The organism is Butyrivibrio sp. WCD2001, assembly GCF_000424485.1.
In the GTDB taxonomy this organism is placed as follows: Bacteria; Bacillota; Clostridia; order Lachnospirales; family Lachnospiraceae; genus Butyrivibrio.
In genome coordinates, this window is record NZ_AUJZ01000017.1 from 1 (window position 1) to 13424 (window position 13424).

Here is a 13424-nt window from a genome sequence, read left to right on the forward strand (position 1 = left end):
TTAAGTTGATTGAACCGCCGTGTACGGAACCGTATGCACGGTGGCGTGAGAGGTCGAAAATGTCTTTATAATGAGACATTTTCTCCTACTCGATTTTCAAGTACAAACTTCTTTCGCAAAAAGCCTTTGACTTTATTATGCGGAGAGCTTATCACTCTCATCGAATTTTTCTACCTTGGGTATGCTCCTGTAGATGACTACTGAAAGAACAGCGAAGGCTGCAAATAATACAAGAGCCAGGATTTGATTTAAATCCTCCTTTACAAGATTTGACAATATCATCGCAAAACTGTTGTTAACAATGTGTCCGATCATTGCAGGAACGATGGACTCGTACTTGTAAGCAGTGAATGCAAGCGCTGCGCCGATCGGAATAGCATATAAACTCTGAACGGGATTCATGTGCATCAGACCAAACATTACAGCTGAAAGCACTGTGCATCCTACGATACCGAAAGCCTTCTTTGATTTTTGAAGAATTACTCCTCTGAAGCACAGTTCTTCTGCGACAGGTCCCAGAAGCATAACTGTAAGCATGCCGATGGTCTTATTGCCATCAGTTATAGCGCCTATTAAACTGCTAAATAAATCTCCGCTGCCGGGAATCAGTACCGTTACGAGCCAGCCGATTACTGCAGCCAGAAAATAAGCGGCAAAGGTCAGCGAAAGAATAAAGCCGATATCCTTAAGGCTGGCAATCTTTTTGAAGCCGGACTCGTAGGTTCTAAGCTCTTTTGCTTTCTTGACATAACTTCTGTAATACCAGATTCCGAAAACAAGAATGCAGACAATTTCTGCGATGAACTGAACCACCGGCATAACGCTCATAACATAAGCTGTAATTGCTGCGGCATCTGTGGCAGCTTCCGGATTCATAATCGGTGCAATGATGGATGCAACCAATCCAACTACGGCCTGGATAGCCAGAAACAGTAACATTAATCCCAGTGCAACAAGCACTGCTTTTCCTTTGCTCCCCTTTGTATTCATAACATTTTCTCCTTTCATACAACACCCCTCATTTCTTTAGAATATACATATATAATACAGCCAAACTGCTCTCGTGAAAACCTTATAAAATAAGTCAGTGTAACTCCGTATCCGGATGCGGCTACGGTTACCTGTGTTGACGATGACGGCACCGTCCGCTTCACCCTCGAAGACGCCCTCACCGGCACCGGGGTGAATTTACAGAATGTCTCTGAGGTGGGAGTAGTTTTCTTGTTCGGGGATGCGGTGAACGGCCGTGTCGGCAAAGACGTTGGCGCGAAGGAGGTCCTGCTTGTCGGGGTGGCGCTGTCCTTCATCGAAGATGGCGATCATTCGGTCGGCGAATTCATCGCCCCGTTTTCCGCGGAGCTCTTCGTAGCGATCACGGATGAAGGCCGGCATGGAGCCCTGGCAAAAGAAGGAACCGAGATAGCGGTTGTCTGCGGGAAGCCAGACAGTAGCAATGGCCTCGACGGACTTGTAGTAGGCGGGATCATTTCCCATGCCACAGGTGCCGAAAAAGGCCACATTTTTTCCATGCAAAGAAGAAATAAGGTCTATGACTTCCAGTGAACAGGTACCGCGGTTAACCCAAAAACCAACGAAATAAGTCTCGGCATCATGCCTTCCGTTCCAGCTTCGTACATTGATCTCTTCTTTGGAGTCGGAAGGAAGCGCATAGAAAATTTCATCGGCTATTTTCTTGGTATTCCCTGTTTCACTTGCATAGATCACTAAATATTTCAGCATGTTTCCTTTATGGTTTTCTGAAAAACTTTATAATTCTGTCGGTAAATTTTACAAAAGCCTCATTTTCACGATAACGTCTCGGAATATTTTTTGAGAAAAGACGAAAGTAACTGTAAATGAGCAGAGCAATTGCTATGTAATATACAAACTCAAAAGGAGTAAGGTACGACAACACAAGGATAACAACCGAAGCAGCCAGACAGGTTTTTGTCAGTCTGTCAGTGCCATATGCACCGTACCGTCCCTGAAAAAAACGATAGAAAAAATCTTTCATATACTACACCTTCGAACAAGATCAATATGTGTTTAAGTTAACACCCCCTCAATCTTAAGGAAAGTATAGTGTTCATGCGGCGAAAATACAATTAATCGCCAATGAATTTCTCTTAAAAATCCATAAATGTATTATTACCTAAACCCAAACTTTATTAACACGAAATAAGCTTAATAGATCACTATTTCCTTGATTTCTAGTAAACGATGATAAATAGTGGTATTATATATGGGATTATTTATTGCATGGATTGTTTTGAATAAAATATTCCATGCAATAAAGATTTTTTGGAGGAAAGTATGCAGATAATTATAGTTGGCTGCGGTAACGTAGGCGCAGCTTTGACTGAACAGCTCAGTGGTGAGGGGCATGACGTTACTGTTATTGAGGAAAAACGTGACGTCATTCAGAGTGTTGTCAACAACTTTGATGTAATGGGCATCGTCGGTAACGGCGCAAGTTACCTTGTTATGAAGGATGCCGGAATAGAGTACGCGGATCTTATGATCGCGGTTACGGGTAATGACGAGCTTAACCTTCTGTGCTGTCTGATAGCGAGAAAGGCCGGTCATTGCAACACTATCGCCCGTGTTAAGAATCCTATTTATAAGAGAGAGATCAATTTCATCAAGGAAGAGCTCGGTCTCTCCCTGGTTGTTAACCCTGAGGAACTCTCTGCGGCTGAGGCAGCAAGACTTCTTAAATTCCCGGCTGCCACCAAGATCGAAACCTTCGCAAGAGGCCGTGCCGAGATAGTGCACATGACCGTTAGAGAAGATACCAGAATCTGCGATAAGTCCCTTAAGACAATACAGTCTGAGATTAAGAGTAAAGTGCTGATTGCGGTTGTATCCCGTGCGGACGAGGTTTTCATCCCGAACGGAGACTTTGTTCTAAGAGCAAACGACGAGCTTACAATCGTAGGTGCATCGAGAAGTATCGCCGAATTTTTCAGAAAGATAGGAATGCCCACCGCAAGAGTACATTCCTGCATGATCATCGGCGGAGGTGCAACATCATATTACCTCGCACAGCAGCTGATTTCATTCGGAATCGATGTAAAGATATTCGATAAGAGCCTTGAGAGATGTAAGAAGCTTTCCGATCTTGTTCCGCAGGCGCTCATAATAAATGCTGATGGAACCGACAAGGATGCGCTGATGGAAGAGGGCATCGTCGGAACGGAATCCTTCGTTGCCATGACCAATCTCGATGAAGAGAACATCATGCTTTCTATGTATGTAAAGAGCGTGAATCCCAAGGCTAAGCTTATTACCAAGGTTCACAGAGTTAATTACGGTGAGATTATCGGCTCACTTCAGATCGGAAGCGTTATCTATCCCAAGAACATCACTGCACAGAGAATTGTCCAGTATGTCCGCGGAATGAGTAATTCCATGGGTAGTAACAACATAGAGGCACTCTATAAGATGAACGACGGCAAGGTTGAGGCGCTGGAGTTCTTCGTAACGGAAGGGGCATCGGTTATCGGCAAGCCTCTTTCAGAGATGCATTTGAAAAAGGGTATCCTGGTGGCTCTTATTAACCGCAAAGGCGAGATCATCTCCCCTAAGGGTTCAAGCGTCATAGAGGCGGGAGATACGGTTGTTATCATAACCAGCCAGCTTGGACTTCAGGATATTTCGGACATTATATCCGACAAATAATTACAGAGGTGATTTTGTATGAACTATAAGATGATCCGTTTTCTGCTCTCAAGAGTTTTGCAGATAACCGGAATTCTCATGATGCTGCCGCTGATTGTGGCGATCATTTATAAAGAGTACGGCTGTGCCCGTATGTTCTTTTTACTTATTATGGCGTGCCTTGCAGTCGGATCCATCGGCGCACATTTCAAGCCGAAGAATGTTGCAATTTATGCCAGAGAGGGCTTTGTATCCACAGCCCTGACCTGGATTCTTATAAGTATGATCGGCGGGCTTCCCTTTGTCCTTTCGGGAGTAACCGACAGCTATGTGGATGCTGTATTTGAGACGATTTCAGGTTTTACAACGACCGGATCTACGATTCTCACAAGCGTTGAGATGTACTACAGCGTGCAGTTCTGGCGCACCTTCACCCATTGGGTAGGCGGTATGGGTGTGCTGGTATTCATCCTTGCTATCATGCCCATGGGAGGCGGCTATAGCATGCACCTTATGAGGGCGGAGAGCCCGGGCCCCTCTGTAGGAAAAATCGTACCGAGGGTGCGTGATACAGCCAAGATTCTTTACCTGATTTACATCGGTATTACGGTAACTCAGATTATCCTGCTTATGATCACGGGACTTAATCCGTATCAGGCTATGACAACAACCTTTGCTACGGTTGGTACCGGAGGTTTCGGCATTACAAACAGCGGCGCCAACGATTTTTCAACAGCATCACAGATAGTCATAACCATATTCATGATCATGTGTGGTATCAACTTCAACGTATACTACTATCTGATAACGCTGCGTCCGAAGGAAGCTATTAAAAGTGATGAGGTTAAGCTCTATCTGGCGCTGATGTTCGGATCCGCTTCACTTATCGCATTCATGATTTATAGAAACGGTGTGACTACAACTCCCTTTGAATCCTTCCATCACTCACTTTTTACTGTGGCATCAGTGATGACGACGACAGGTTTTGCAACTCTGGATTTCAATCAGTGGCCTCAGCTTTGTAAGACTCTTCTGGCGTGTCTGATGCTCCTTGGAGCCTGTGCGGGTTCAACGGGCGGTGGCTTCAAGCTCTCCAGATTCGTCATCCTGATAAGAGCACTGAAAAATGAGCTGATCTACATTGTTCATCCGAAGTCAGTCAAGAAGGTGTATATGGACGGACATCCGATAGATTCTACGGTTGTGAAGTCGGTATCTGCTTACCTTAGTATGTATGTGGTGATTTTCATTATTTCAATCCTTCTCATTTCCTTTGATGAGTTTGATTATGAAACGAATTTCACGGCGGTGGCTGCGACACTTAACAACATCGGTCCCGGCCTTGGAATGGTCGGTCCTACAGGAAACTTCAGCGCATATTCCGATCTGTCCAAGATTGTTCTTATGTTTGATATGCTGGCAGGAAGACTTGAGCTGTTGCCGATGCTGATTCTCTTATCACCCAGGACCTGGGCCAAGAGATAAATATAAAATAAAAATAAAATAGTGACGATTTAAAGATGTGAATATAAGTCCGGTAGTATAATTGAGATAACGAATTAACGTTATTGAGGGGGAAATTATGCTGCCGGAAAATTATATTAATCGAAAAGACATGCTTGCCTGTGTGCTGTGCAAAGATCCGCCGTGCACCAAGGCATGTAAGAAGATGGATCCGGGAAAAGCGCTTTTTGATATTTGGTTTGACAATGCAGATATCGCAGCACTAAACCTTCCGGAGAATAATGTTTGTGCAAAGTGTGATGCACACTGTGAAGATGCCTGTATCAGTTCCCGCAGGGTTCCGATACAGAGACTTATGTCGACTTTACATAAGGTGGTCGCACCTGAGGCGGAGATTGATGTGCCTGAGGATTACAAACGTCTTCAGTGTGACATCTGCGGAATCCCGATTGAGAATCCGTTCCTATTGTCGTCATCGGTGGTGGCATCGACCTATGATATGTGTGCAAGAGCCTTCGAAGCCGGTTGGGCAGGAGCCTGCTTTAAAACTATCTGCTCTTTTGATATTCATGAGGCTTCACCTAGATTCTCGGCGATTACAGGGGATAACGGAAGCATTGTGGGTTTCAAGAATATTGAGCAGTTATCGGACCACAGTGTTGCTGAAAACATGGAGATTTTCAGGAGGCTGAAAGAGAGGTATCCAAAGAAATTCATTCTGGCATCCATAATGGGACAGGATGAGGACGAGTGGGAATCACTGGCAAGGCTCTGTGAGGAGAACGGAGCGGATGCCATAGAGCTCAATTTTTCATGTCCCAATATGCAGGAGGACGGGCTTGGTTCGGATATCGGGCAGATTCCGGAACTGGTTGAGAAATACACCGCTGCGGCAAAGAGAGGCGCCAATATTCCTGTCCTTGCAAAGCTGACTCCCAATGTGGCAACCATGAGCCCCGCAGCAGAAGCGGCTTTTCGCGGCGGAGCGGATGGCATAGCAGCCATAAATACGATAAAGAGTATAATCGGGGTAAGTCCTTATACCTTTGTTTCAGCCCCGGCGGTCAAAGGAAAATCAGCTATCGGAGGGTACAGCGGCAATGCGGTTAAGCCCATTGCGCTCAGATTCATTTCGGAGATCGGTCAGAATCCCATGCTTAAGGGCATTCACATAAGCGGAATGGGAGGAATCGAGACCTGGAGAGATGCTCTTGAATTCATCCTGATGGGTGCAGGCTCAATACAGATAACCACAGCGGTTATGCAGTACGGCTATAGGATTATCGATGAGCTTAAGGACGGCCTTAATTATTATCTGAACCAGATGGGCATAAATTCCGTCAAGGATATAATCGGTGCAGGCCTTGACAGCGTCAGTGATACGACGGATGTACTTGAGAGGGATTCGGTTCTTTTCCCTAGATTCGAGTCCGAAAAGTGCATCGGCTGCGGAAGATGCGTGATTTCCTGTAACGACGGTGGTCATCAGGCAATCTCTTTTGAGAACAGAAAACCCAAGCTTGACGGAAGCAAGTGTGTGGGATGTCATCTCTGCCTGCTTGTTTGCCCGCAGAATGCAATTGTTCCTTCGAGGAAGAGAATAAATCGTGCGACATAAGATTATAATAAAAAACTTATCAAATAATAAAATGATATAATTAGCATTTTATAATAATTTTAGTGTTGAAAAACCGATGATGGATGTATAATAATGAAGTATAGAATAATGACTTATTCAAGAATTTCTTTTATGAAGGGAGAGTTTTGCTATGACAATAAATAAGGAAGCAAGCGGAAGCAATCTGGTTATTGCACTCGGAGGAAGACTTGATACCACTACTGCGCCGCAGCTTGATGATGAAGTTAAGAATCTTGATGGCGTCGAGAAACTTACTTTTGATTTCAAGGATCTTGAATATATTTCATCTGCCGGTTTAAGAGTTCTTCTGTCAGCTCAGAAGGTTATGAATAAGCAGGGCAGCATGGTTATTAAGAATGTAAGCGAAGAGATCAGCGAGATCTTTGAGGTAACAGGTTTTGTTGATATTCTTACAATAGAGTAAGGGAATCCTATAATTATTTGATTTATGAAGGCTGTTGTACTTTTTGAGTACACAGCCTTTTAATTTGAAAAATTATCCCCAAATTTTATTCCCACACGCCAAAGCTCTGGGCGCCAATAACAAGCTCATCTTCTAAGAAATCGGCCTTACCGATGCCATAGATGAGGTTGCTGCAGGAAATAGAGTCAAGATCGGAAACAGGAATCTTCGCAGCTTCCCCTGAAGGGTTAACTGCAATAAGAAGATTTCCGCGCTTATATACTAAAACTCTCTCGCCTTCTTTGGCATAGACTACTTCAAAAGGTGCGTCGGCCTGAAGGCCCTCGTATTCATGACGAAGAGCGATGATACTTCTTACTGTGTGAAGTATGGAGTCGGGATCACTTTCCGCTTCTGCAAGAGAAGGCGCATCTGCAGAAGAATCCTGCGGTATGTAGAGCATCTCGGAAGAAGCTTCTGAGAAGCCGAAGTTTTTAGCGGAAGCATCCCACTGCATGGGAGAACGGGAGCCAGTCCTATGAAAACCGCCTTCCTTTGTGCGAACATCAGCTAGATAACGCATACCTATTTCATCACCATAGTACAGGAAAGGCACACCGGGCATTGTGAAGAAAAATGCATAGGCAAGCTTTATTTCAGAAATATCAAGTGCCTTGGTGACACGGGGAGTGTCGTGGTTACAGGTGATAAAACTTATGTAGCCATAGTCTTTGGAACCCTCGTAGCGGGGAAGGTAGTCCGCAAGGAATCGCTGCGGTCCGTCGCCGCCATCCTTCTTAAAGTAGCTGTGGTCACCGCCTTCTGTCTCACAGTCGCGAACGAGAACATTGTAGCCATTTCCGTGATGATCAAGATAGAAATCTGCGTGAAAACCGTATTTCAAGGCACACTTGGGATTACACCACTCGGAAACAAGAGCTGCTTCAGGGTAATCCGCATCCAGCATCGCTCTGATATTTGTCCAGATAGCTCCGGTCGCACTTTTAACTTCATCATCCTCTTTTACAAGAGAGTCAGCCATATCCACGCGGAAACCGTCGCAGCCTTTATCCAGCCAGAAGCGCATTACATCCTTGATGGCTTCTCGTGTTGCGATACAGGAAGGATGATCTGTGGGAAGCTGCCATTTTTCGGTGATATTCAGCACTCCATAGTTGAGCGCAGGCTGACACTTGAAGAAGTTAAGCATATAGCAGCCGTCACGCTCAGCCTCACCGCCGATGTAGGGGTGACCGCCGATTCCGCAAAAAGCTCCGTCGGTCCAGATGTACCTGTCGGAGTATTCATTTCTGTCAGCCTCGCAGCTTTTCTTAAACCACTCGTGTTCCTCGGAGGTGTGTCCGGGAACCAGATCAAGAAGAATCTTTATGCCCTTCTTATGAGCTTCGTCAAAAAGTCTTACAAGGTCCTCATTTGTTCCATATCTCTCTGCGACCTTCTTATAGTCGCGCACGTCGTAGCCCGCATCCTTGAAGGGTGAATCGAAAAGTGGATTAAGCCATATCGCGTTACAGCCAAGCCCTTTCACATAATCAAGTTTTTCAATAATTCCTTCAATATCGCCTATTCCGTCAGCGTTTGTGTCGTTGAAGGATTGCGGATATATCTCATAAAATACTGCGTCTTTTAACCATGCCGGCATGATAGCCCTCCTCGTGTAGTTATTTTAATTTTTCCGAACACCAAAACCAATAGAAAAGTTTAGAAAAACGTTTTCCTAAACTTTTTTCATTATTACATATCTGTGAAGTAGATTTCAACATGCAAATAAGGAAACGTGGAATAATTTCTGAGGGAGGGCAGCAGTTCTGATATAATAGATGGATATAAAGGTTTTGCCCGGGGGAAATAATAATCAATGGATGAATTATATAACAGACTGGAGAAGCTTGCAGAAGCGCTTCCCAGGTTTGATGCGAGTACTCTGAAAATTGTAGCGGTTATCACAATGCTTATAGATCACATTGGAGCCGGAATTTTACTGTATCTTATTAAGGGTGGATTCTACCCTTTTGGCGGTGATTTTGATCATAATGCGGAGATATATTACTGGATAAGACATGTGGGAAGGCAGGCTTTTCCCATCTATTGTTTTATGCTCACGCAGGGACTTGCTCACACCAGGAGTGTGCCGAAATATCTGCGTAATCTTGCTATATTCGGAATCATTTCTGAGCCGTTTTTCGATTATGCAGTGAAGATAAAACAGGATGTTTTTTCACTTGATCTTGTAGCGGTTTTTAACGCAAACAGAGAGATAATTCTTACCAAGTGTAATGTGTTTTTTACACTTCTTGTCGGGCTGATTTCGATTTGGATGATGAAATACGTGGAAGATATGATTTTTGAAGAAGATCCGACTTCACCCTTTGGAGTTTCTGCGGCAAGTCCTTTTCATGTACTTCTGTACCTGGCGCCCTTGGCAGCAGGCTGCATTCTGACGCAGGTAATTCAGTCGGATTACAGGTGGTGGGGAGTTTGCCTCATCGGAATTTTCTATGTCTTTAGAAGGAGCAGGAAAATATCCTGTATCATCGGATATCTGTTTTTTATGAATATGGGAGGAGAGGCGTGGAGCCTTCCGGCTTTTCTTTTGATCATGCTATACAGCGGCCGTCCGGGCACAATAACAAGACGCTTCAAGTATGCTTTCTATGCATTCTATCCGCTTCATCTGTGCCTGATATATCTTGTCAGATGCTATATGGGAAAACTGATGCCTTGAGAATGTACTTCCAATCCTATTCAAACCTTGCCATCGTCAGGAAAAGGGCAACAAGAATAAGAAGCACCATGATAACGAAGATGATTTCGATTATCTTGGCGAAGATACTGAACTGCCTGAAATCTCCGCTGAAGAATAAAAATCTGACAAGCACAAGAAAGAAGAGCAGCTCGGCTATAACAATTATTGCGTCAAAAATGACGGACATGAGGGCTATTGAAGCCATAAACGGAACTGGGATCATCGGCAAATTCCTTCAAAAATTATTACCATAAAAATGTAAATATCAGAAACATTTTCTCAATTTCATTTTAACACCAAAACATAGTCAAATAGAATCCATAAATCCCTTTTTTAAGCCATTTTTTATACCTAGTTAATAGAATTGTCATTGTTATTGTGATACCATAAAATCGAATTATCATAAAACTATGATGTCGTAACTATGCGGGCAGAGGAGTGTCGATGAAACAAAAAAAGATTACCCTCACAATGCAACTTATACTAATAGTGGCAGCTATTTTACTCATTGGAGATGCTCTGATGGGTTATGTTATGATGAGGCAATCCCGGGAATCGATTAAGACGATCCTGAACGAGAGAATGCTGGACATCGCCAACAGTGCTGCGGCACTGCTCGACGGAGATATCATGGAATCGATTAGTCCGGCGGATACAGGAACTCCTGAATACAACAGCCAGATGGAAAGGCTGAGTGCCTTCAGAGACAGTATCGAGCTCAAATATATCTATTGCATCAATGACGATGGAAACGGTAAATTCACGTTTTCCATCGATCCCACAATTCTTGATCCTGCGCCTTTCGGAGCGGAGGTTGTATACACCGATGCTCTATACGAGGCGAGTCTTGGAACCCCTATGGTAGATGAACAACCATATACCGATGAATGGGGCACTTTTTACAGTGCTTACAGTCCGGTATTTAATTCGGAGGGAAAAGTTGCCTGTATAGTTGCTGTGGACTTTTCTGCAAAGTGGTATGATGACGAGCTTGCAAAATATGCAAGGGTCACCATGATAAATATTGTCTCATCATTGATTGTCGGTATTGTGCTTGTTGCCTTTGCCATGGGAAGAGTAAGGAAGCGCTTTGGAGAGCTAAGCGTTGAGATAAATGATCTTGCTTCCGATATTGATGACATTACTCGTGAGCTTCAGACTCAAACGGATAAGACAGTTTCGGAGCCTGTAGTGATAGAACCTGAAAAGAAAAAAGCAAGCACCGATGCCATCGATGATATCAAGGAAATCAGTGAAAAAATCCACGAGGTTCGCGGTCATATAAGTGAGTATATGGATCATGCACAGAGACGTGCAAACAGCATGATCACGGCTCTGGCTGCGGATTACAGAAGTGTCTATTATGTAAATCTGGACAAGGATGAAGGCGTCTGCTTCAGAGAGCATTCAAATATAAAAAATGGCCTTGGTGAAGGAGAGCACTTTATTTTCAGCGAGACCTTTACAAAGTATGCGAATGATTATGTTGCTGAGAGCTACAGGCCCGGATTCCTTGAATTTATATCACCTGAGGTTATTAGGAAAAATCTTGAAAGCGAACCGATAATAGCTTTCAGATATCTGGTTTCCAGAAACGGAGTTGAGTCCTACGAGATGCTTAGAATAGCAGGTGTTCGAAGGGCTGAAGATAGGGACGATCACATCGTTCATTCTATCGGAGTGGGATTTACCGACGTTGATATGGAGATGAGAAGATCCCTCGATCAGAGCCAGGCTCTTAGTGATGCGCTACAGGTTGCTGAGGAAGCAAGTAAAGCGAAAACTGTTTTCCTGTCAAATATGAGTCATGAGATCAGAACGCCCATGAATGCCATCATAGGGCTCGACAGGATTGCCCTGAGCGACCCCGATATCTCTGAAAAAACCAAGGATTACCTTGAGCAGATTGAAAGCTCCGCGAATCATCTGCTTAAGATAATAAATGACATTCTTGATATGTCCAGGATCGAGTCGGGACGTATGACGATGAAAAATGAGGAATTTTCATTCATTAAATTATTGGGGCAGATCAATACGATTATCGGAAGTCAGTGCAACGACAAGGGACTTAGGTTTGAGAGCAAGATAGTCGGAGATGTTGATAAATACTATATCGGTGATGACATGAAGCTGAAGCAGGTCATCATAAATATCCTTGGCAACGCGGTTAAGTTTACACAAAAGGACGGTACGGTGAGTCTTGTAACCGAGCGAACGGCAAGGTTTGACGGGAAATCAACCCTGACCTTCACCATGAAGGATACTGGAATCGGAATGGATGAGGAATTTATTCCGAAGATTTTTGAACCCTTTGCACAGGAAGATGCTTCCAGTACCAACAAGTACGGCAGCACCGGCCTTGGTATGGCAATAACCAAGAATATCGTCGAGATGATGAACGGTAAAATTGAGGTTACAAGCAAAAAGGGAGAAGGTACAACGTTTGTTGTCTCTGTTACTCTGATGGACTCCGACAGAGTGGACACAGCTGAGGATGGAGATGAGATAAATCCGCAGGAGATGGTTGTACTTGTTGTTGATGATGACGATTTTGCATGCGAACATGCAAAGCTTGAGCTTGAGAAGGTAGGAATAGCCTCGGAGATTGCACACTCAGGAGAGGAAGCACTGGAGATGGTAAGGCTTCGCCATGCAAGGAGAGAACTGTACAATCTTATTCTTATGGACTGGAAGATGCCTCAGATGGACGGTATTGAGACCACAAAGAAGATAAGGGAGATAATCGGTGATGATTCTGCGATAATCATCCTGACCTCCTTCCAGTGGGATGATGTACTTCATGAGGCATTGGAATCAGGCGTTGACAGCTTTATCTCAAAACCGCTTAATTCAGTCTTTATTCTTGATCAGTTCAAGGAAGCACTGGTCAAGAAGAATATGGAAAACTCAGCCCGCATAGACAAGGTTAAGCTTGAGGGACGACGGGTTCTTCTGGCCGAGGATATAATGGTTAATGCCAGGATTATGATGAAGGTTCTTGACATGAGGAAGATTGAAGTCGACTATGCTGAGAACGGTAAAATTGCGGTCGAGTTCTTTGAATCCCACCCTGAGTGGTACTATGACGCAATTTTGATGGACATGAGAATGCCCGAGATGGATGGCCTCACCGCTGCAGCTGCCATAAGAGCACTTGACAGGGACGATGCCAAGAAGATCCCGATCATCGCCCTGACCGCCAACGCCTTTGACGAGGACGTGCAGCGAAGCCTCCAGGCAGGCCTCAACGCCCACCTTAGTAAACCCGTTGAACCCGACATAATATTCGAAACCCTCGAAAGCCTCATCACGGATCACCCGCAAAATTAAAAACTTCACACAGCAAGTAAGAATCCCGCCTTAGCCGTTTTTTACAGCGCTGGCGGGATTTTATATTTCATGGCATGCTCCGCCTCCAATGGCCTTGGCCCCCATGCAGCCCGATGGCTCCGGGGCCGAGACCATATGCTCATTTTCACCGTCAATTGGCT

General features: G+C 44.4%; 11 protein-coding genes. 6 read left to right on the plus strand and 5 right to left on the minus strand.

Annotated features, from left to right (window positions below):
- Positions 1–135: 135 nt before the first annotated feature.
- The 3 genes from G630_RS23735 to G630_RS21965 form a co-directional block, all read right to left on the minus strand.
- A complete protein-coding gene (locus tag G630_RS23735) occupies positions 136–1008 on the minus strand; it encodes a CPBP family intramembrane glutamic endopeptidase (RefSeq protein ID WP_022761597.1) in 873 nt (290 codons plus the stop codon).
- A gap of 180 nt (positions 1009–1188) precedes the next feature.
- Positions 1189–1740 (minus strand): flavodoxin family protein BilS, encoded by a 552-nt coding sequence (gene bilS / locus G630_RS0113690; RefSeq protein ID WP_022761598.1) that lies wholly within the window; start codon positions 1738–1740, stop codon positions 1189–1191.
- A gap of 7 nt (positions 1741–1747) precedes the next feature.
- On the minus strand, positions 1748–2014 hold the full coding sequence (locus tag G630_RS21965) for a hypothetical protein (RefSeq protein WP_044959371.1): 267 nt from the start codon (positions 2012–2014) through the stop codon (positions 1748–1750).
- Between the two features lie 299 nt (positions 2015–2313).
- Between G630_RS21965 and trkA the strand changes: the two genes are divergently transcribed.
- The 4 genes from trkA to G630_RS0113715 all read left to right on the plus strand — a co-directional run bounded on the left by trkA (position 2314) and on the right by G630_RS0113715 (position 7187).
- The gene (trkA, locus tag G630_RS0113700) at positions 2314–3681 is read left to right on the plus strand and encodes a Trk system potassium transporter TrkA (protein WP_026498911.1); all 1368 of its coding nucleotides are present in this window, start codon (positions 2314–2316) and stop codon (positions 3679–3681) included.
- Between the two features lie 18 nt (positions 3682–3699).
- On the plus strand, positions 3700–5145 hold the full coding sequence (locus tag G630_RS0113705) for a TrkH family potassium uptake protein (RefSeq protein ID WP_026498912.1): 1446 nt from the start codon (positions 3700–3702) through the stop codon (positions 5143–5145).
- A gap of 97 nt (positions 5146–5242) precedes the next feature.
- The gene (gene preA, locus G630_RS0113710) at positions 5243–6742 is read left to right on the plus strand and encodes an NAD-dependent dihydropyrimidine dehydrogenase subunit PreA (protein ID WP_026498913.1); all 1500 of its coding nucleotides are present in this window, start codon (positions 5243–5245) and stop codon (positions 6740–6742) included.
- Between the two features lie 151 nt (positions 6743–6893).
- Positions 6894–7187 (plus strand): STAS domain-containing protein, encoded by a 294-nt coding sequence (locus tag G630_RS0113715; RefSeq protein WP_026498914.1) that lies wholly within the window; start codon positions 6894–6896, stop codon positions 7185–7187.
- 85 nt (positions 7188–7272) lie between these two features.
- Here G630_RS0113715 and G630_RS0113720 read toward each other — a convergent pair whose 3' ends face one another.
- Positions 7273–8829 (minus strand): alpha-amylase family glycosyl hydrolase, encoded by a 1557-nt coding sequence (locus tag G630_RS0113720; RefSeq protein WP_026498915.1) that lies wholly within the window; start codon positions 8827–8829, stop codon positions 7273–7275.
- A 216-nt stretch (positions 8830–9045) separates the two neighbouring features.
- Here G630_RS0113720 and G630_RS0113725 point away from each other — a divergent pair, with 216 nt between their 5' ends.
- Positions 9046–9912 carry a TraX family protein gene (locus G630_RS0113725; protein ID WP_022762410.1) on the plus strand — a complete coding sequence of 289 codons (867 nt, stop codon included), beginning with the start codon at positions 9046–9048 and terminating at the stop codon, positions 9910–9912.
- A gap of 16 nt (positions 9913–9928) precedes the next feature.
- Here G630_RS0113725 and G630_RS0113730 read toward each other — a convergent pair whose 3' ends face one another.
- Positions 9929–10156: a hypothetical protein gene (locus G630_RS0113730; RefSeq protein ID WP_022762411.1), complete on the minus strand. Its 228-nt coding sequence runs from the start codon at positions 10154–10156 to the stop codon at positions 9929–9931.
- A gap of 221 nt (positions 10157–10377) precedes the next feature.
- On the opposite strand from G630_RS0113730, the gene G630_RS23740 reads away from it, so the two are divergent.
- Entirely contained in the window at positions 10378–13263 is a 2886-nt protein-coding gene (locus G630_RS23740; RefSeq protein WP_081667950.1) for a response regulator, read from the plus strand.
- Positions 13264–13424 lie beyond the last annotated feature (161 nt).

What these genes read in the sequence shown, in the direction of transcription:
- G630_RS23740 (WP_081667950.1), top strand. Translation starts at nt 10,378, where the DNA reads ATGAAACAAAAAAAGATTACCCTCACAATGCAACTTATACTAATAGTG.
- G630_RS0113705 (WP_026498912.1), top strand. Translation starts at nt 3,700, where the DNA reads ATGAACTATAAGATGATCCGTTTTCTGCTCTCAAGAGTTTTGCAGATA.
- G630_RS0113720 (WP_026498915.1), bottom strand. Translation starts at nt 8,829, where the DNA reads ATGCCGGCATGGTTAAAAGACGCAGTATTTTATGAGATATATCCGCAA.
- G630_RS0113725 (WP_022762410.1), top strand. Translation starts at nt 9,046, where the DNA reads ATGGATGAATTATATAACAGACTGGAGAAGCTTGCAGAAGCGCTTCCC.
- G630_RS0113730 (WP_022762411.1), bottom strand. Translation starts at nt 10,156, where the DNA reads ATGATCCCAGTTCCGTTTATGGCTTCAATAGCCCTCATGTCCGTCATT.
- bilS (WP_022761598.1), bottom strand. Translation starts at nt 1,740, where the DNA reads ATGCTGAAATATTTAGTGATCTATGCAAGTGAAACAGGGAATACCAAG.
- G630_RS23735 (WP_022761597.1), bottom strand. Translation starts at nt 1,008, where the DNA reads ATGAAAGGAGAAAATGTTATGAATACAAAGGGGAGCAAAGGAAAAGCA.
- preA (WP_026498913.1), top strand. Translation starts at nt 5,243, where the DNA reads ATGCTGCCGGAAAATTATATTAATCGAAAAGACATGCTTGCCTGTGTG.
- trkA (WP_026498911.1), top strand. Translation starts at nt 2,314, where the DNA reads ATGCAGATAATTATAGTTGGCTGCGGTAACGTAGGCGCAGCTTTGACT.
- G630_RS0113715 (WP_026498914.1), top strand. Translation starts at nt 6,894, where the DNA reads ATGACAATAAATAAGGAAGCAAGCGGAAGCAATCTGGTTATTGCACTC.
- G630_RS21965 (WP_044959371.1), bottom strand. Translation starts at nt 2,014, where the DNA reads ATGAAAGATTTTTTCTATCGTTTTTTTCAGGGACGGTACGGTGCATAT.